Origin of the sequence: Bradyrhizobium sp. CCGUVB4N (assembly GCF_024199945.1) — a bacterium.
GTDB lineage: Bacteria > Pseudomonadota > Alphaproteobacteria > Rhizobiales > Xanthobacteraceae > Bradyrhizobium.
The window spans coordinates 4,294,477-4,312,871 of sequence record NZ_JANADP010000001.1; the positions used below are offsets into that span (position 1 = coordinate 4,294,477).

Annotated in this window: 20 protein-coding genes; 7 read left to right on the forward strand and 13 right to left on the reverse strand. The window is 65.7% G+C overall.

Annotated elements, in window-relative coordinates:
- The first annotated feature begins 13 nt into the window (after positions 1-13).
- On the forward strand, positions 14-1,084 hold the full coding sequence (locus NLM31_RS19325; RefSeq protein ID WP_254193287.1) for a Ppx/GppA phosphatase family protein: 1,071 nt from the start codon (positions 14-16) through the stop codon (positions 1,082-1,084).
- A gap of 1 nt (position 1,085) precedes the next feature.
- Complete coding sequence (locus NLM31_RS19330; RefSeq protein ID WP_254130885.1) at positions 1,086-1,772, forward strand: RlmE family RNA methyltransferase; 687 nt, start codon at positions 1,086-1,088, stop codon at positions 1,770-1,772.
- A 109-nt stretch (positions 1,773-1,881) separates the two neighbouring features.
- Here NLM31_RS19330 and NLM31_RS19335 read toward each other — a convergent pair whose 3' ends face one another.
- Positions 1,882-3,372: an MFS transporter gene (locus NLM31_RS19335; protein ID WP_254193288.1), complete on the reverse strand. Its 1,491-nt coding sequence runs from the start codon at positions 3,370-3,372 to the stop codon at positions 1,882-1,884.
- Positions 3,373-3,750: 378 nt separating this feature from the next.
- Here NLM31_RS19335 and guaB point away from each other — a divergent pair, with 378 nt between their 5' ends.
- Entirely contained in the window at positions 3,751-5,241 is a 1,491-nt protein-coding gene (gene guaB, locus NLM31_RS19340; protein ID WP_254193289.1) for an IMP dehydrogenase, read from the forward strand.
- A gap of 16 nt (positions 5,242-5,257) precedes the next feature.
- Here guaB and NLM31_RS19345 read toward each other — a convergent pair whose 3' ends face one another.
- Positions 5,258-5,740, reverse strand: a complete 483-nt coding sequence (locus NLM31_RS19345; protein ID WP_254193290.1) for a hypothetical protein — start codon at positions 5,738-5,740, stop codon at positions 5,258-5,260.
- Between the two features lie 204 nt (positions 5,741-5,944).
- Between NLM31_RS19345 and NLM31_RS19350 the strand changes: the two genes are divergently transcribed.
- Positions 5,945-6,967: an NADP-dependent oxidoreductase gene (locus tag NLM31_RS19350; protein WP_254193291.1), complete on the forward strand. Its 1,023-nt coding sequence runs from the start codon at positions 5,945-5,947 to the stop codon at positions 6,965-6,967.
- Between the two features lie 194 nt (positions 6,968-7,161).
- Positions 7,162-7,470 carry a hypothetical protein gene (locus NLM31_RS19355; protein WP_254130890.1) on the forward strand — a complete coding sequence of 103 codons (309 nt, stop codon included), beginning with the start codon at positions 7,162-7,164 and terminating at the stop codon, positions 7,468-7,470.
- A gap of 1 nt (position 7,471) precedes the next feature.
- Here NLM31_RS19355 and NLM31_RS19360 read toward each other — a convergent pair whose 3' ends face one another.
- From NLM31_RS19360 to NLM31_RS19405, 10 genes are all read right to left on the reverse strand, one after another.
- Complete coding sequence (locus NLM31_RS19360) at positions 7,472-8,536, reverse strand: LacI family DNA-binding transcriptional regulator (RefSeq protein ID WP_254193292.1); 1,065 nt, start codon at positions 8,534-8,536, stop codon at positions 7,472-7,474.
- Between the two features lie 40 nt (positions 8,537-8,576).
- On the reverse strand, positions 8,577-9,602 hold the full coding sequence (locus tag NLM31_RS19365; protein WP_254193293.1) for a succinylglutamate desuccinylase/aspartoacylase family protein: 1,026 nt from the start codon (positions 9,600-9,602) through the stop codon (positions 8,577-8,579).
- 58 nt (positions 9,603-9,660) lie between these two features.
- A complete protein-coding gene (locus tag NLM31_RS19370; RefSeq protein ID WP_254130893.1) occupies positions 9,661-10,005 on the reverse strand; it encodes a RidA family protein in 345 nt (114 codons plus the stop codon).
- Between the two features lie 56 nt (positions 10,006-10,061).
- On the reverse strand, positions 10,062-10,859 hold the full coding sequence (locus NLM31_RS19375; RefSeq protein ID WP_254130894.1) for a transporter substrate-binding domain-containing protein: 798 nt from the start codon (positions 10,857-10,859) through the stop codon (positions 10,062-10,064).
- Between the two features lie 31 nt (positions 10,860-10,890).
- Positions 10,891-11,619, reverse strand: coding sequence for an amino acid ABC transporter ATP-binding protein (locus tag NLM31_RS19380; RefSeq protein WP_254130895.1), 729 nt, complete (start codon positions 11,617-11,619; stop codon positions 10,891-10,893).
- Positions 11,606-12,256 (reverse strand): amino acid ABC transporter permease, encoded by a 651-nt coding sequence (locus NLM31_RS19385; protein ID WP_254130896.1) that lies wholly within the window; start codon positions 12,254-12,256, stop codon positions 11,606-11,608. Before NLM31_RS19385 ends, NLM31_RS19380 begins: the two co-directional genes overlap by 14 nt.
- A gap of 10 nt (positions 12,257-12,266) precedes the next feature.
- Complete coding sequence (locus tag NLM31_RS19390; RefSeq protein WP_254193294.1) at positions 12,267-12,926, reverse strand: amino acid ABC transporter permease; 660 nt, start codon at positions 12,924-12,926, stop codon at positions 12,267-12,269.
- 7 nt (positions 12,927-12,933) lie between these two features.
- Positions 12,934-14,229: an amino acid deaminase gene (locus NLM31_RS19395; RefSeq protein WP_254193295.1), complete on the reverse strand. Its 1,296-nt coding sequence runs from the start codon at positions 14,227-14,229 to the stop codon at positions 12,934-12,936.
- Positions 14,230-14,372: 143 nt separating this feature from the next.
- Positions 14,373-15,215 carry a metallophosphoesterase gene (locus NLM31_RS19400; protein ID WP_254193296.1) on the reverse strand — a complete coding sequence of 281 codons (843 nt, stop codon included), beginning with the start codon at positions 15,213-15,215 and terminating at the stop codon, positions 14,373-14,375.
- Positions 15,216-15,283: 68 nt separating this feature from the next.
- Positions 15,284-15,901, reverse strand: coding sequence for an acriflavin resistance protein (locus tag NLM31_RS19405; RefSeq protein WP_254193297.1), 618 nt, complete (start codon positions 15,899-15,901; stop codon positions 15,284-15,286).
- A gap of 166 nt (positions 15,902-16,067) precedes the next feature.
- Between NLM31_RS19405 and NLM31_RS19410 the strand changes: the two genes are divergently transcribed.
- Entirely contained in the window at positions 16,068-16,490 is a 423-nt protein-coding gene (locus tag NLM31_RS19410; RefSeq protein ID WP_254130901.1) for an MAPEG family protein, read from the forward strand.
- Between the two features lie 115 nt (positions 16,491-16,605).
- Positions 16,606-17,907, forward strand: a complete 1,302-nt coding sequence (locus NLM31_RS19415; protein WP_254193298.1) for an RsmB/NOP family class I SAM-dependent RNA methyltransferase — start codon at positions 16,606-16,608, stop codon at positions 17,905-17,907.
- Between the two features lie 215 nt (positions 17,908-18,122).
- Here NLM31_RS19415 and NLM31_RS19420 read toward each other — a convergent pair whose 3' ends face one another.
- Positions 18,123-18,332 (reverse strand): cold-shock protein, encoded by a 210-nt coding sequence (locus tag NLM31_RS19420; protein ID WP_027532363.1) that lies wholly within the window; start codon positions 18,330-18,332, stop codon positions 18,123-18,125.
- Positions 18,333-18,395: the final 63 nt, after the last annotated feature.

Sequence of the window (18,395 nt, forward strand, 5' to 3'; positions counted from 1 at the left end):
AAAGACAGTTTGTATGAATGACCACACGCGGCTCCGCGACGGCCATGGGCCGCACGGTGAGCTCGAGGGGTCGATGGCGGCGGTGGCGTTGGCCCCCGAACCGGCCGTCCCCGCGCAAGCGGGAACCGGCGTCTACGCGGCGCTGGACCTCGGCACCAACAATTGCAGGCTTCTGATCGCCTGTCCGACCCACGACGGCTTTCGCGTGGTCGATTCCTTCTCGCGCATCATCCGGCTCGGCGAGGGCGTCTCGGCGACCGGCTCGATCAGCGAGGCCGCGATCGATCGCGCCATCGCCGCGCTCAGTATCTGCCGGGACAAGATCAACCTGCGCAAGGCCAAGCGGCTGCGGCTGATCGCCACCGAAGCCTGCCGCGCGGCCTCGAACGCGGAAGGTTTCCGCAGTCGCGTCGCGGCCGAGACAGGCATCGAGCTCGAGGTCATCGACCGCGAGACCGAAGCCTCGCTCGCCATGCTCGGCTGCTCGCCGCTGGTCGATCCGAAGGGACGCGGTGCCATCCTGTTCGATATCGGCGGCGGCTCGACCGAGCTGGTGCGGATCGAGCGCGATCCCGCCAATCCGGAGCCGCGCATCAAGGCCTGGATGTCGATCCCGTTGGGCGTCGTGACGCTGGCCGAGCAGTTCGGCGGCCGCGACGTGACGCCGGAGATTTATGCTGCGATGGAGCAGGAGGTCGCAAACCATGTCGCGCCGTTCGCGGAACAACATGGCCGCGATCTCGCCGACATGCATCTGCTCGGCACCTCAGGCACCGTGACCACGCTCGCCGGCATCCATCTCAATCTCGCGCGTTACGACCGCCGCCGCATCGACAGCATCTGGATGAATGATACCGACATTACCGCGACCATCAACAAGCTGCTCGGCATGAGCTACGAGGACCGCGCCAACAACAATTGCATCAGCGTCGAGCGCGCCGATCTCGTGCTGGCCGGCTGCGCCATCCTCGATGCGATCCGCCGTGCTTTCCCGCTGCCGCGCCTGCGCGTCGCCGACCGTGGCCTGCGCGAGGGCATGCTGGTCGAGATGATGCGCGAGGACGGCGCGCTCAGGAGCTGGTGAGATGGCGAAGGACACCACCGGCCGCTTGCACGTTCAGGTCAAGACCGGCGGCAAGCGCAAATTGTCGTCAAAGCTCTGGCTGGAGCGGCAGCTCAACGATCCCTATGTCGCCAAGGCCAAGGCGGCGGGCTATCGCTCGCGCGCCGCGTTCAAGCTGCTCGAGATCGACGACAAGTTTCGCCTGTTGAAGCCCGGCATGGCCGTGGTCGATCTCGGCGCGGCGCCCGGCGGCTGGAGCCAGATCGCGGCCAAGCGCGTCGGCTCGGTCGACGGCAAGGGCAAGGTCGTCGCGATCGACCTCCTGGAGATGCCGGAGATCCCCGGTGTCGACTTCGCGCAGCTCGATTTCATGGACAACGACGCACCCAACAAGCTGACCACGATGCTGGGTGGCGGCGCCGATATCGTGATGTCCGACATGGCCGCCAACACCACAGGCCACCGCAAGACCGACCAGCTCCGCATCGTCGGCCTGGTCGAGACGGCAGCCGCCTTTGCCTGCGACGTGCTCAAGCCCGGCGGCACGTTCCTGGCCAAGACGTTCCAGAGCGGCGCCGACGCCGATCTGCTCGCCCAGCTCAAGCGCGACTTTGCGACGGTACGTCACGTGAAGCCCGCCGCGAGCCGTCAGGATTCCTCGGAGCGCTACGTGCTCGCGACCGGATTTCGGGGCGAGGCGAAAGCGTAGACGCATACTTCTCCGTCATTGCGAGGAGCGAAGCGACGAAGCAATCCAGTCTGCTCCCGCGGAAAGATTCTGGATTGCTTCGCTGCGCTCGCAATGACGAGTAGAGGGACTAGCCCAGCCGCTGATCCCGCATGTCCTGCGTGTCTTCCGTGGCGACCTTGACGGCGGCGGTTGCCGCGCTCTTGGCTGCGCCCTTGCGGCTCGCGATCTCCACCGCCTTGCGGCCCGAGATCTCGTGGCCGGCATCGGCGGGCATCTGCCAGAAGAACCAGCTCGAGACCGCCGAGGTCAGCCCCACCACGATGAAGGCCGGCGCGAACACGGTGGCGTTGAGCTCGTTGACATGGCTGAGCCACATCGTGGTCTCGACCGAGGCGGCACCGACCGCGACGCCGGCGGAGACCGCGAGCTGCTGGTTGACGCTGACCAGCGTCGTGGCGCGGCTCATCTGCGCGCTCTCGACGTCGGCATAGGCGACCGTGTTGATCGCGGTGAACTCGAGCGAACGGAAGAAGCCGCCGACCACCAGGATCACCAGGATGATCAGCAGCGGCGTGGTCACCGTGAACAGCGCGCAGACGCCGAGGAAGAATGCGCTGATGATGGCGTTCACCGTCATCAGGTTGCGGAAACCGAAGGTGCGGATGATCCGCGCGGCCAGCGTCTTCATGCCCATCGCACCGAGCGAGGAGCCGAAGGTGACGAGGCCGGAATGAAATGGCGACAGCCCGAAGCCGATCTGCATCAACAGCGGCAGCAGGAAGGGCAGGGCGCCGATGCCGAGCCGGAACAGGAAACCGCCGAGCACGGCCGCGCGCAGCGTCGGCAGGTTCAGCAGCGAAAAGTCCAGCACCGGCGATCCCGTCCGCCGGGCATGGATGACGTAGAGCGTCATCGAGATCGCGCCGCCCGCGACCAGGGCCGCCACGATGCTCCAGGGCAGCAGGTTGAGGCCGGCCACCGACAGGCCGAACGCGATGCCGGCAAGCCCGATGCCCGCCAGCACCATGCCGTAGAGATCGAACGGCTCGCGATTCTCGCTCTTGATCGGATCGATGAACTTCAGCGCCATGAAGATGCCGAGCAACCCGATCGGAATGTTGATCAGGAAGATCCAGTGCCACGAGGCGTAGGTGGTGATGAAGCCGCCGAGCGGCGGCCCGATCACGGGACCGATCAGGGCAGGGACCGTCACCCAGGCCATTGCGTTGACCAGCGCGCTCTTGTCGACCGAGCGCAGCAGCACGAGGCGCCCGACCGGCGTCATCATCGCGCCGCCCATGCCCTGGAGGATGCGCGCGAACACGAAGTCGGTGACCGAGGTCGAGAGCGCGCAGCCGACCGAGCCGACCATGAACACGCCGACCGCGATCGCGAACACCAGACGCGCGCCGAATCTGTCGGCGGTCCAGCCGCTCGCCGGGATGAACACCGCGAGCGACAGGAGGTAGGACGTGATCGCGAGCTTCAGCGTCAGCGGACTGGAGCCGATATCGGCCGCGATCGCAGGCAGCGAGGTGGCGATCACCGTGGAGTCCATGTTCTCCATGAAGAGAGCAGTGGCCACGATCAGCGGAATGATGCGTTGCTTGTCGACCATGACGGATTGTTAATGAAAATCAGAAGAATGGGTGGACTTGCGGCTTATCACCGCCGCGCGGCCGGGACCATTGCGGATCAACGCATAGCACCTAAATCCTGTGCTCCTTCCTCCGTCATTCCGGGGCTCGCGCCTTCGTCGCGCCCCCCGGGAATGACGGAGGGTGGGCCGCGGCCGGGCTATCCCCGCCGAATTTACGTAAAATGCCTGTGCATGGCTGGCCAGCGGTCCGATTTACTTTGATTCGTCGCGCGGCCGTGCTATCGACCCGCGTCAACCCCACCGATGGGCTCCGATTCTCCGGCGATGCCGCAAGGTACGCCGAGGGCGGCGCTCATCCATATTTATTTGCGGCACGGCCGCGGAAGGAGTTGGCACATGGCCACGGTACAACAAGGCATTCGCGAAGCCTTTACGTTCGACGACGTGCTGTTGAAGCCGGGCCTGTCGGACGTCATGCCAGGCGAAGTCGACATCCGCTCCCGCGTCACCCGCGCCATTCCGCTCAACATCCCGATCATGGCCTCCGCCATGGACACCGTCACGGAGGCCCGCATGGCGATCGCCATGGCGCAGGCCGGCGGCCTCGGCGTCATCCACCGCAATTTCGATCCCGAAGGGCAGGCCGCCCAGGTGCGGCAGGTCAAGCGCTACGAGTCGGGCATGGTGGTGAACCCGCTCACCATCAGCCCCGAGGCCACGCTTGACGAAGCGCTCAAGCTGATGAGCGATCACGGCATCTCCGGCATTCCCGTCGTCACCGGCGCCGGCAAGAACACGCCAGGCAAGCTGGTCGGCATCCTCACCAACCGCGACGTGCGGTTTGCCACCGACCGCCGGCAAAAAGTCTCCGAGCTGATGACGCATGAGAAGCTCGTCACGGTGCGCGAGAATGTCAGCCAGGACGAGGCGCGCCGGATGCTGCACCAGCATCGCATCGAGAAGCTGCTCGTGGTCGATGAGCAATATCGCTGCGTCGGCCTGATCACCGTGAAGGACATGGAGAAGGCGGTCGCCCATCCGCTCGCCTGCAAGGACGCGCAGGGGCGCCTCCGCGTTGCCGCGGCCACCACCGTCGGTGACACCGGCTTCGAGCGCACCGAGCGGCTGATCGATGCCGGTGTCGACCTCGTCGTCGTCGACACCGCGCACGGCCACTCCCGCCACGTGTTGCACGCCGTCAATCGCATCAAGCGTCTCTCCAACTCCGTGCAGGTCGTCGCCGGCAACGTCGCGACCGCAGAGGGGACGCAGGCGCTGATCGATGCGGGCGCGGATTGCATCAAGGTCGGCATCGGCCCGGGCTCGATCTGCACCACGCGCATCGTCGCCGGCGTCGGCGTGCCGCAGCTCACCGCGATCATGGATGCGGTGGAGGCTGCCAAAAAGTCGGACATCCCCGTCATCGCCGACGGCGGCATCAAGTTCTCCGGCGACCTCGCCAAGGCGCTCGCCGCCGGTGCTGACATCGCGATGGTCGGCTCGCTGCTCGCCGGCACCGACGAGACCCCCGGCGAAGTCTTCTTGTGGCAGGGCCGTTCCTACAAGGCCTATCGCGGCATGGGCTCGGTCGGCGCGATGGCGCGGGGATCTGCCGACCGCTACTTCCAGCAGGACATCAAGGACGCGCTCAAGCTCGTGCCTGAGGGCATCGAGGGCCAGGTGCCCTACAAGGGCCCGGTCGGCAACGTCATGCACCAGCTCGCCGGTGGCCTCCGTGCCGCAATGGGCTATGTCGGCGCAAAGGACATGAAGGAGCTGCACGAGAAAGCGAACTTCGTCCGCATCACCGGCGCGGGCCTGCGCGAAAGCCACGTCCACGACGTGACGATTACCCGCGAAGCCCCGAACTATCCGGGTGGCGGTTAGTTCGCGCGACCCAAGGTCATGTGCTGATCGTTGTCAGCGATGCGATCGGCGGCGCGGAGTGATCCAGCGCCGCCGCGTCCGGTCTTTTGCTGTTGTTCAACGACCAGATAAGCGCGACTGGCGTCCCCAGGATCGACCACCACGCTTGGCCGTCGAGGCCGACGCAGCTGTTGACGGGTATGCCGGCCAGGCAGAGCAGGGACGTTATGAAGGCAAGGAAATTCAACAGGAATATAAACAAGACACAGGGATGATTGAGAAAGAGTGCGATCCATGTTGGCGAGAGGATCAGCACGAAACCTGCAAGATAGTGGACCGCTTCACGAAAATTAGGAGGGGCGTCCGAGAGCCACGCAGTGAGCACGGGGCCGATCACAAAGATGAGGATCGGCAAGGAAGCCAGGGCGGCCGTTACTTTCCATGCCGTGCTCTTCGGGGCCGCGAGACCCATTTGCCCGATCTGCTGCCTCAGCGATGCCATTCCCTGTCCAATTGTCATTTGCCTATCGCGGTGCCCGGCAGAGGCGAAGCGATCTCCCTGGTACAGCCTAAACTGGTGAGCTGATCGCGGCCTTAATCCGGCACATAAAATTCTACGGGGTCGGGCGACGACAGCGAGTGCGCGGCTCCACCGCTTTTGTATTGACGCGCCTCAATCCCTCCGCTTCCGTCCGCGTCGAAAGACAAAACGGAGGAAGCCATCATGTCCCAAGCAAAACGCATCGTTCTCGCCGCGCGTCCCGTCGGCGAGCCCAAATCATCCGATTTTCGCCTGGAGGAATTCGCAGTGCCGACGCCGGGTGCGGGCGAGGTGCTGCTGCGCACGATCTGGCTATCGCTCGACCCCTATATGCGCGGGCGCATGAGCGAGGGGCCGTCCTATGCTGCGCCGGTGCCGGTCGGTGGCGTGATGGAGGGCGAGGCGGTCAGCGAGGTCGCGGCCTCCAACAATCCTGATTTCGCAAAAGGCGACATCGTGCGCATCCGCTCGGGCTGGCAGACGCACGCGATCTCGAACGGCAAAGGTCTCATCAAGGTCGATCCCAAGCTCGGTCCGATCTCGACCTCGATCGGTGTGCTCGGCATGCCCGGCATGACCGCCTATACGGGTCTGCTCGACATCGGCAAGCCGCAACAAGGCGAGACCGTCGTCGTCGCCGGCGCTTCCGGCGCCGTCGGCTCGGCCGTGGGTCAGATCGCGAAGATCAAGGGCGCACGCGCGGTCGGCATTGCCGGCGGCAAGGACAAGTGCGACTACGTGGTGAAGGAGCTCGGTTTCGATGCCTGCATCGATCACCGTGATCCTGATCTCGCTGCGAAGCTGAAGGACGCCTGCCCGAAGGGGATCGACGTCTATTTCGAGAATGTCGGCGGCGCGGTGTTCGAGGCGGTCTTCCCGCTGCTCAATCAATTCGCGCGCGTGCCGGTGTGCGGCCTGATCGCCCATTACAACGACACCGAGGCCAAGCCGCCGAAATGGGCCGCAAGCCTGATGCGCGCGACGCTGACCAAGCGGCTTACCTTCCGCGGCTTCATCGTCTCCGACTTCGCCTCGCGCCATGGCGACTTCCTGCGCGACATGTCCGGCTGGGTCCGCGACGGCAAGGTGAGGTACAAGGAGTTCGTCACCGAGGGTCTGGAGAGCGCCCCGGGCGCCTTCATCGGGCTGCTGAAGGGCGCCAATTTCGGCAAGCAGCTGGTCCGGGTCGGGCCGGATAAGGCCTAACAGAGGGGCCTGGAGCGCCTCCTGTCGGCCTGGAGCGTCTCGTAGTTGCACCGGTGTCACACCCCCTGACACCGGTGGTTAACAAAGCGTTACCAATTAGCAACACTTGCCCGCAAAAACCCGTATGTGTGACCGAGGGTTCATTGACGTCCGGGCGAAGGCATTGAATCATCGCGCATATTTAGGGTGTTGCGATGTTAGAGATTGGTATTTTCTGCGTAATCCTTTTGGCTGCCGGCTATTGGGTGGCCATGTATGTCATGGGCCGCCATGACGATGTCATCCATGGCAAGTTCGTGCACAGCGAGGACGAGGCTGCGTTCACGCAGGCCCCGATGCCGGCGCCGCCACCATTCCCGAAGCGTCCGGTCAAGGCGGCGCAGTCCGCTCATGTCCAGCCTGCCAAGGCTCAGCCCGAGATGGCTGAGGCCAGGCCGGTCAGCAGTGCCGCGCTGGAATCCCTGCTCGCTGCGATCCAGCAGGACCTCAAGAGCGTCGCCTGAATCAGACGCTGCCGCGCTCGACCAGGAACAGGTCGACGGCGAGCCGCTGCGCAGCGAGCGGCGTGCCGGACAGGCGCGCCAGAAGCAGTTCTCCCGCAATACGCCCGACCGCCGCGGCATCGAACGAGATCGTCGTAAGGCCCGGCGTGATCTGGTCGGCAACATCATTGTCGCCGAAGCCGAGCACGGCGAGATCGCGTGGCACCGACAGGCCGCGGCCGCGAGCCTCGATCAGTGCGCCGGTCGCCAGCAGGTCATTGGCGCAGAACACGGCATCGATGCGGTCGCCGCGGTCGAGCAGGGTGGTGAAGGCCGCGCGGCCGTCGACGAGGCCCGTGATCTCGCCGACGCCGATCTCGTGGACGATCTCGATCCCAAGCCCGGCTGAGGCCGCGCGAAATCCATCGCGGCGAAGCGCGCCGCGGCCGCTGGTGCGACCGATGAAGGCGACGCGGCGATGTCCGGCATCAGCCAGGCGACGCGCTGCCATCGCGCCGGCATCCGCATTCGGCAGGCCGACCAGCATGTCGATGGGATCGCGCGGATACGCCCAGGTCTCGATCACGGGAATGCCGAGCTCGAGCAACGCGGCGCGATTCTCCTCGAGCTCGATCACGCCCGTGAACATCACCGCCGCAGGCCGGATGCCGCGCAGCGACTGGATCATCGCGACCTCCTTGGCATAGGAGTAGGAGGTCTGGCCGACCAGCACCTCAAAGCCCTCCGGCTCGAGCGTGGCGGCGAGGCTGCGGACCGCGAGGCCGAACTGCTGGCTCAGAATGTTCGAGACAAAGGCCACGACCACGTTCGATCGGCCCGAGCGCAGCGCGCGCGCATGCGGGTTGGAGGCGTAGCCGGTCGCCTCGATAACTTCGAGGATGCGCTCGCGGGTGTCGCGATTGACCTTTTCGGGATGGCGCAGCACCCGCGACACCGTGATCGGCGACACGCCGGCGCGCTCCGCCACCTCCTCGATGCGCGGCGGCCGTCCGGTCGCATTGCTGCGGCCGGGCGGCGCCGGAATGCGCACCACATCGTCATAGGTCGGCTTTGCCGGATCGGTCATCGATTCCCGAAGTTAGTCGAAGTCGGTGGCTCTCCAAAGCTCAGCGCGCCACCTCGTCGCGCGACAGCGCGCGGCCGACCTGGACCAGGCAGTCGCCGCTCTGGCTGTCGGTGTGCAGGCGCTGCGAGATCACGATGCCGTCGGCAGGGAAGCGCAGCACCTCTTCCGCCAGCTCCGGTCGCTCGAAATCATGGTACCAGCCGGCGATGTCACCCGCCTTGACCCGTGCGCCGACCGTGACGGCCGGCTCGAACCAGCCGCGGCGTGTCGCGAACACCGCCTGCGCGTGGCTTTGCAGCGCCAGCAATTCGGTGGCGCGTTCGACCGGCGCGTGAGGCCCCAATACCGGCGCCTGAACCAGGCCGAGCGCGAGCAGCAGGCGATCGACGGCGCGCGCGGTCAGCGCCATCGTCTGCGGTGTGACAGTGCCGCCGCCGCCGAATTCACCCGACAGCCCGATCGCGCCGGCGCGCGCGGCGGCGGCCATCGAAGTCGGTGCGGCCGCGCCGTTCTCGGCGACGAAGGCAAAGGGCATGCCGAGCCCTTCCATCAGCCGCAGCGCGTGGGCGAACATCTCGGGCGGTCCCTGCCGCTCGATCAACGCGCAAGGCACGTGCGCCATCGACGTGCCGCCGGAATGGATGTCGAAGACGAATTGGTGACGCGGAAACAGCTCGTGCTCGAGGAAGTGGGCAAGCCGGAACGTCGGCGTGCCCGCGGCATCGCCTGGGAAGGCGCGGTTGAGATTGCCCTCGTCGAGCGGCGAGCGCCGCCGCGCCGCCATGACCGCAGGCCAATTGGCAAACGGAAGAATGGTGATCTCGCCCTTGATGGCTTTCGCATCGAGCCGGCGATACAGCCGTGTCAGCGTGATCTCGCCCTCGTACTCGTCACCGTGATTGCCGGCCATCAGCAGCAGTTTCGGGCCGGCGCCGTTCTTGATCCGGAAGATCGGGATCTTGAGCTGGTAGTAGGGAGAGCGATCGATCGAGAAGGGAATGCCGAGATGGCCGGACCATTTCTGGTCCTTCTCGAAATCGATCTCGTGGAAAAGTCCGGTATGCATGGGAGGCCTCAGGGCCGCGCCGTCGCCGACGCCGGCCGAAGGTTGAGAGAAGTGCCGTTCAGAGCAGGGCGACCGCGGTCATCTCGACGCGCAAATCGGGATCGGCGAGGCGGGCCTCGACGCAGGCGCGCGCCGGCGGATTGGCCGGATCGATCCAGGAATCGTAGACCGAGTTCATGGAGTCGAAGTCGATGATGTGCGGCAGAAAGACGTTGACCGCGATCAGCCTGGAGCGGTCGGTGCCGGCTTCCTTCAGCAGCGCGTCGATCTTGGCGAGCACCTGCTGGGTCTGCGACACGATGCCTGCCTTGCGGTCATCCGCGACTTGACCTGCGATGTGCACCATGCCGCCGGCGGCGACAGCCTGGCTCATGCGCGAGCCGACGACATAACGTTTGATCATTTCGAATTCTCCTCGTGAAAGCGGCCCCCGCGCACACCGCGGGAGCCGTTGCGTTCTTACAGCGTCGGCAGCGTCTGTTCTTCCTTGAACCACTTCAGTTGCAGCGCGCCGAGCTTGCCGCTGAGCTTGTTGGTGAAGATGTCGGTGTTGATCCAGTTGAGCAGGTTCTGCTCGCCCTGACGGACGCCGACATGGGCTGGCGACTGACGGATCAGGAATTTCAGCTCGACCTCCTTGGTCGGGTTCTGCTCCTGCACCTTGATCGCGATGGCGCTGTTCTCGGCGAAGGTATCGGCTTGTCCCGCGAGGAACGCGGCGAGCGCGGCCGGCGTGTCCTCGAAGCGCACCAGCTTGACCTTGGGCGCGTTGTCGGTGAGCCAGACGTCGAGCGTCGTGCCCTTGGCGACCGCGACGGTGCGCCCCTCCAGATTGTCGGGCTTCTTGCCGGTGGCGGCCGGAATCGACTTGGCACCATAGACGCCGAGATTCACCACCGCATAGGGCTGCGAGAACATCACCTGCTGGGCGCGCTCGGGCGTGGCGCCGAGGCCCGCGATCAGGATGTCGATCTTGTCCGAGAGCAGGCTCGGGATGCGTGCCGCGCCCGTCACCGGGACCAGCTCGAGCTTCACGCCCATGTCGGCGGCAATCAGCCGCGCGAGGTCGGCGTCGAGGCCCGCGATCTCGCCCTTATCGTCCTTGAAGCCCCAGGGGGCGGCATCGGTGAGGATGCCGACGCGGAGCTTGCCGGAGCCGAGTACGTCCTGGAGCTTGTCGGCTTGCGCTAGGGTCGGTACCGCGAGAACGGCGAGAGCCGTGGCTGCGATCGCAAAGAGGGACTTCAGTGGTCTCATGACGGTCTCCTGGTGGCGGATGGGTTGATGTTCATTTCGACGAGGCGATGAAGCTTGCGAGCTCTGATGTCTCGGGGTTGGCGAACAGTTTTGCCGGCGGTCCCTGTTCCCAGACGCGGCCCTGGTGCATGAAGACGATGCGGTTGGCGACGTTGCGGGCAAAGCCCATCTCATGCGTGACCAGGATCATGGTCATGCCTTGCCTGGCCATCGCCTCCATCACCTTCAAGACTTCGCCGACAAGCTCGGGGTCGAGTGCGGAGGTCACCTCGTCGAACAGCATGAGGTGAGGGGCCATGGCGAGGCAGCGTGCGATCGCGACGCGCTGCTGCTGGCCGCCGGAGAGCTGCTCGGGCCAGGCGTCGATCTTGTCGGCGAGGCCGACGCGGGTCAGCACGTCCTGCGCCAGCGCACGTGCTTTCGCTTTGTCGGTGCGGCCGGTGAGCAGTGGGGCGAGCGTGATGTTGCGCTCGACCTTCAGATGCGGAAACAGGTTGAAGGCCTGGAACACAATGCCGACGCGCTGACGAAACTTCTTCAGGTCGGGCATTTTGGCGTGGACCCTCTCGCCCTCGACGCGGATCTCGCCGGAATCGACGCTCTCCAGCGCGTTGATGCAGCGGAGCAGCGTCGACTTGCCCGAGCCCGAGCGGCCGATGATCGTGACGATCTCGCCTTCCTCAACATCGAGCGAGACGCCCTTGAGCACCTCGACCTTGCCGAATGTCTTGTGCACGTCGCGGATTTCAACGAGAGCCATCGAGGCGGGCCTCCAAGGAGCGGGACCAGAGCGTGAGCGGCAGGCACAGCGCAAAGTAGATCGCGGCGACGAGCGCGTAGGTGAGCAGCGGCTGGAACGTCGCCGCGCTCACCACTTGTCCGGCGCGGGCAAGCTCGACGAAGCCGACGATCGAGGCGAGCGAGGTGCCCTTGATCAGCTGCACCAGGAAGCCGACGGTCGGCGGCAGCGACAGCCGCAGCGCCTGCGGCGCGATGATGTGGCGGAACTGCTGCCAGGCGGAGAGGCCGAGGCAGGCACCGGCCTCCCATTGCGCCTGCTTCACCGCCTCGAGGCCGCCGCGCCAGATCTCGCCGAGGAAGGCGGCGGTGTAGAGCGTGTAGGCGACGGTGACCGCGACGATCGCGGGCACCTGGATGCCGAGGAAAACCGGCATGCCGAAATAGAAGAAGAACAAGAGCCCGAGCAGCGGCACGCTCTGGATCACCTGGATCAGCGCCGCCATCGTCCAGCGCAGGCCGTTGAAGCGGCTGATGCGCCCGAGCGCGAGGCCGAGCGCCAACGGCGCACCGAACGTGAGCGCGAGTGCGACCAGCGCGACGGTCCAGCGCAGGGCCGAAAACAGCGAGACGAAATCGATGAGGGTGAAGGATCGCATCGCTTCGTCCCTACCTTCGCCGCGGCCAGCGGAAGGCGGCCGCCGCGATGATGGCGAACAGCGCCTTGAACGCCATCGCCATCGCGAAATAGACCACGCAGATCACCGCGTAGACCTCGAAGCTGCGATAGGTGCGGCTCTCGATGAAGCCGGCGACATGAAACAGCTCGTCGGCGGCGACCTGCGAGGCGAGCGAGGTGCCGAGCAGCAGCAGGACGAACTGGCTGGTCACGGCCGGATAGGCGTTGCGCAGGGCCGGCGGCAACACGATGTGGCGGAACACCTGCCAGCCGGACAGCCCGAGGCATTGCCCCGCTTCGACCTGGCTTCGCGGAATGGAGTCGAGCCCCGAGCGGATGATCTCGACAGAATAGGCACCGAAATAGAGCGAGAGGGCGACCGCGGCGGATTCGAAGGCCGGGAGCTTCAGGCCGAAGGTCGGCAGCACGAAAAAGATGATGAAGATCTGGATCAGCGACGGCGTGTTGCGGAATAGCTCGATGTAACCGCGCACCAGCCAGCGCAGCGCTGCGATGCGACCCTTCAGTGCAACCGCGCCGGCAACGCCGATCAGGAGCCCGGCGACCGCCGCGATCGTCGTCAGCTCGAGCGTGACGATGGCCCCGTCGATGAGCTGGTTCTGATAGCGCCAGAGCGGGAGGAAGTTCATGAGCCGCTCAGCCGAACTGGGTGGGAAGTGCGCGCGTCACGGTGCCGGCGGCATCGACGCCAAAAATCACGCGCCAGCGATCGAGGCAGGTGCAGGGATGCGAGATGCCGAAGGCGATGACGTCTCCGACGTCGAGCGGGCAATCGGGCGCGACGGACAGGAACGCGTGCTGGTCGTTGAGGCGCGTGACTGACACGCTTGCGGCAAGCCCTTTCTGTTCGACGCCGTCGCGAAAGATGTGCAGCGGCTGCGGCAGTCCCTGATCGAACGAGGCGTCGCGCATGCCGAAGCCCGCAATCGCAAGCCCGGCTTCGGGGCGCGACAGGACCTCGGCCCAGAGCGTCAGCGCGGGTCGAAAGCTTTCCGCCGCAGAGTGGTGCGTGCCGGCGATGACGAGACCACCGCGCCGGTCGAGCTCGGCGAAGGCGCGGGCATAGATGCCGTGATCGGCAAAGAACAACGCACCGGAGCGCAGGACGACGGTCGCATGGCCATCAGCCTGCGCGGCCGGTGCGAGCGCGCGGGCCACGACATCGAAATAGGCCGAGCCGCCGGCGCTGAGGAGCAGCGGCAGGCGCGGGGCGGCAGCGCGGACCATGGCGAACGCCGCGATGGTGCGCTCCATCAGCGCTGCAATCGCCTGCATGGTCGCCTCGGCATCGGGGGTCGCGACCGCGCCTTCGTAAGCAGCGACGCCACCGAGCACGAGGCGGTCGGCGGCGAGCACCGCGGCAATCGTTGCCCCGACCGCGATGCGATCGCGCGCGCCGGCGCGGCCTGCGCCGAGCTCGATCAGCACCGAGAGCTCGTGCCGGTCAGCGACGCGTGCCGCCTCGGCCAGCGCTGCGACTGCGGCCGGTGAATCGGCGAAAGCGTGAAGCTCGACATCGGGATAGGCGCTCAGCAGCGCGCCGAGCCGCCGGCCGGCCGCAAGCCCGCCGATTTCGTTGGCCAGCAGCAGCCGCCGCTCGCCATGACCAAGCAGCACGGCGGCCTGCTGGATATTGGCAACAGTCGTGCCCCAGGCGCCGGCCTCGCGCAGCGAGCGTGCGAGCTCCGGCGACATCGGCGTCTTGGCGTGAGGGGCAACGGCAACGCCGGCGCTCCGGCACCAACGCAGGAAGAGGTCGCGATTGGCGGCGAAGGCGGTCTCATCAAGCGTGAGGGCGGGCAGCGCGAGGTCGCCCCGTGCCGGCAGCCAGCCTTGGCTGCCAACGTGCTCGGCAGCGAGGCCATCGACCACGGGAATGCCCCGCGTTGTCGTGGACAGGCGCTGGTTATCCCACCGGGACAAAAACTGCATCGTTACTCCCTCGCGCGGCTCTTGACCGCTGAAGGGAACGATATGCGCTGATGACAACGTTGTCATTAGGCAAAATCAAGCACTCCAAGGCCAAATTCGGAGCAGAGAGGTAATTAGGTAAAGCGACGTTCCCGCGCGTTGAGCTAGTGCTCGCCGCCCATCTGGGCGAACAGCTCTTCGATATCGACATCGACCTGGCCGGCGGCGCGGACGTGGCGGACTTCGAAGCTATCGGAGGCGAAGCGGTACTCGACGAGGCCGGTCTCCTTGATTGCGATCCGATCCTGCCGGGCGTCGTTGATCTTGAAGCCCGCCGAGGGGGTCCAGACGTGGCGCGTGTGGCGGAACGTGAAGTCGCGACGCTGGTGCACGTGACCGCTCGCGATCAGACGGAGATCAACATGCGCAAACATCTCGATCAGCCGCGCGCGCGCCGGCTGCGGTACGTAGCGGATCGAGGTCTCAGGAGTTTCCGGGTCGTCGGGCAGGTTGAGAAACAGCGGCTTGTGGATGAACAGCGCGACCGGTTTGCCGTTCACGCGCGAAATGTCTGAAGCAAGCCAGTCGAACTGCTCGGCCTCGAACGCGAGCCCTGAATTCATCGCGAGCGAGTTGAGACCGATGAAGCGCCAGCCCGCGGCCTCGAACGACCAATGATCCTCGCCGATGATGTCGCGGAACTGCTGGCGGTGTGCTTCCGCGACCGGCGGCTTGGGCGCAGGCCCGATTGCGGTCGGGTTGTCGCCGATGTCGTGATTGCCCGGAACATAGCGGCAGTCGACGGGCAGCGCGTCGTGCAGGCCCTTTGCAAACTGCATATCGTCGCGGCTCGTCGGACCGTCGAAGGACACATCGCCGGTGTTGATCACGAGATCAGGCCTGTCAGCGTCGATATGCTCGCTGACGCGATGGAAGTTCGCGATCAGGCCGGGAAAGCGCCGGCCGAGATGCGTGTCGGAAATCTGGGTGAGGCGAAATTCGGACATGGGCGAAGTATCGCCCGCGCAAACGTCGGAACGATGACGCGTGCGCAAAACCTGCGATCGAACAAAGTTTAAAGCACGCGATAGCGGATCGTGTAATCGTCCTGCGGCGCGACGGCGCCTGCAAGTGGCGAGGCGATGCGGTCGGCGAGATGCCAGGGACTGAACTGCTCGGTGCGATGCGGCTCGGCGGGCAGGCGCAGGCGGAATTCGAACGTGCCCTTGCCGGGCAGGTTCACGACCAGCATCCGGTCGGCTGTGCGATGGTTGAGCGCGACCGCGCCGCGCAGCAACGCGCGTCCGTCGGCGAGATCGCTGACGCCGCTGACCAGAGCGAGGGTCTGGTTGCGGTCGGTGTGCAATTCGATCTGGGTGTCGGCGGTGACCGCCGCGAGCGTTTCCCGCGGCATGCGGATCTCGAACTCGACCGCGGGCTTGGACGGGTTGAGGCCGAGATAGGCGAGCGCGGCGTGGCGCATGTCGTAGGCGGCAAAAGCGAGCAGGGCGAGGGCGGCGAGCACGGCCAGGCCGTGCCTGACAACATCGCGCCAGGTCCGGTATCCCAGGCGGAAATACACGGTCATTGCCAGCGCAACAGCGAGTGCCGCTGCGACGCCAGCCAGCGCTGACATCCAGATGCCGAGCTGGCCATCGGCGGATTCGGTCCAAAGGCTGGGCAGGGTGTTCATGCTGCTCTCTTGGCGCTCTCTCGCCGGGCTCGAGGGGGGCAAAAATCGCTTTAAAGATCGGCAGTTGGTCGCAGATGCAGGAACGCCGGTTCAACTGGTTGATTGTCAGCGCCAGAAGTCGCGGCTAATGACGGTCTGCGGCACGCCGCCTCACGGGAAAGTTCCGATGTCTGTCCAAATGGTCCTGCTGCCGGTCTTCGTGCAGGTCGGCCTCACCTTCGCGCTCCTGCTCGGCATGGTGTTCGGGCGCCGGAATGCGCTGGTCTCGGGCGAGACCAAGATCCGCGACATCGCGCTCGGCGAGCCGAACTGGCCGAAGGGGGCTACCCAGGTCGCCAATTGCTACCGCAACCAGTTCGAGCTGCCGGTGCTGTTCTATGCGCTGATCGCGCTGGCGCTGCCGCTCCGCCATGCCGATCTCTTCATCGTGCTGATGTCCTGGGTGTTCGTGGTGACGCGCTTTGCCCATGCCGGCGTGTTTGTGACCTCGAACGATCTCGGCCGGCGCTCGTCGGTCTGGCTCGCCGGCGTGCTGGTGCTGCTGGCGATGTGGATCTACTTCGCACTCAAAATTCTGTTGCTGATCTGACCCGCGCATGATCCGGAAAAGTGGCCACCGGTTTTCCGACAAGATCAAGCGCAATAACAAACCCTTAGAGCGCGATCTTAAAATCGCGCCGTCGGACCTGATCTGAAAGATTCAAATGACTCCCGCTGCCCGGCTGTCCGCAGCCATCGAACTGATCGACACCATCGAACGCGACCGCGTGCCCGCGGCGAAAGCGCTGAAGGAGTGGGGCACCGCGCACCGCTTTGCCGGCTCCGGCGACCGCGCTGCCATTGCCGGCCTGGTCTGGGACGTGCTGCGCCGGTTTTCCTCCAGCGCGTTCCTGATGGGCTCCGATTCGGCCCGCGCGCGGCTGATCGGCATGCTCCGCCTCGAGCGGAACATGGACACCGCCACCATGGCCGCCTTGTTCGACGGCAGCCGGTTTGCGCCCGAGCCGCTGACGGCGGCCGAGGAGGCCGCGCTTGCCTCGCGATCCTTGAAAGATGCGCCCGCCGCGATCGCCGGCGACTACCCCGAATGGCTGGATTCCCATCTCGCCAAGGTGTTCGGCGAGGACCGCGCGGCGGAGGCCGTGGCGATGGCGAGCCGGGCACCGCTCGACCTGCGCGTCAACACGCTAAAATCCAATCGCGACAAGGTGCTGAAGGCGCTTGCTCATCTTCATGCGAAACCGACGCAATGGTCGCCAAATGGCCTGCGCATCGAGCTTTCGGCCGATGCGCGCAACCCGGGCATCCAGGCGGAAGAGGATTTCATCAAGGGCGGCGTTGAAGTGCAGGACGAAGGATCGCAGCTTGCGGCCCTTCTCACCGCGGCAAAACCGGGCGAGCAGGTGATCGATCTCTGCGCCGGCGCCGGCGGCAAGACGCTGGCGCTCGCAGCCATGATGCAGGGGAAAGGCCGGCTGATCGCGACCGACAGCGACAAGCGTCAGCTCGCACCGATCCACGAGCGGCTGTCGCGCGCCGGCGTCCACAATGCCGATGTCCGCACGCCCAAGGGCGAGGCCGATCCGCTGGCCGATATCCGCGCGACCGCCGACCTCGTCGTCATCGACGCGCCCTGCACGGGAACCGGAACCTGGCGTCGCAATCCCGATGCCAAATGGCGCATGCGCCCGGGCGCGCTTGAGATTCGCTTGAAGGACCAGGCCGAGGTGCTGGAGCGCGCCGTGCCGCTGGTGAAGGCCGGCGGCCGCATCGCCTACATCACCTGCTCGGTCTTGCCTGAGGAAAACGGCGAGCAGGTGAGGGCCTTCGTCGCGAAGCATCCGGACTTCGCGGTGGTGCCGCCGGAGCAGACCGCGAGCGTGCTCTGGGACAAGGCCGAGGCATTTGGGCAAGCGGCGCTGCAGTCGGACGAGGGCTGGCTGATGACGCCAAGGCGGACCGGGACGGACGGGTTCTTCGTGTCCGTTCTGAAAAAGGGCGGCTGATCTTGCTCGCCCGTCATTCCGGGGCGCCCGAAGGGCGAGCCCGGAATCCATCGGGCGGCGGATTCCGCGGATCAATGGATTCCGGGCTCTCGCTTCGCGAGCCCCGGAATGACAGCGCAAACAAAAACCCCGCGAACCGGAAGCCCGGTCGCGGGGGCTCTGAACTCAACGATCTGCCGGTACGTCCGTGGTCAGATCGCGAATGTCGCGGTCAACTAGCCGGCGCGGAGGTTGTCGGCCGAGGACTTGCCGCTGCGGCGGTCCGCAACGATGTCGAAGGAGACCTTCTGGCCCTCGTTGAGGGTGCTCAGACCAGCGCGCTCAACGGCGCTGATGTGAACGAAGACGTCCTTTGCGCCGTCATCCGGCTGGATGAAGCCGAAGCCCTTTTGGTTGTTGAACCACTTCACGGTGCCCATTGCCATAGTCATTTCCTTTCAATTGACGATGCACTCAGGGGGACAAATGCACATTGCTGCGCCCATCAT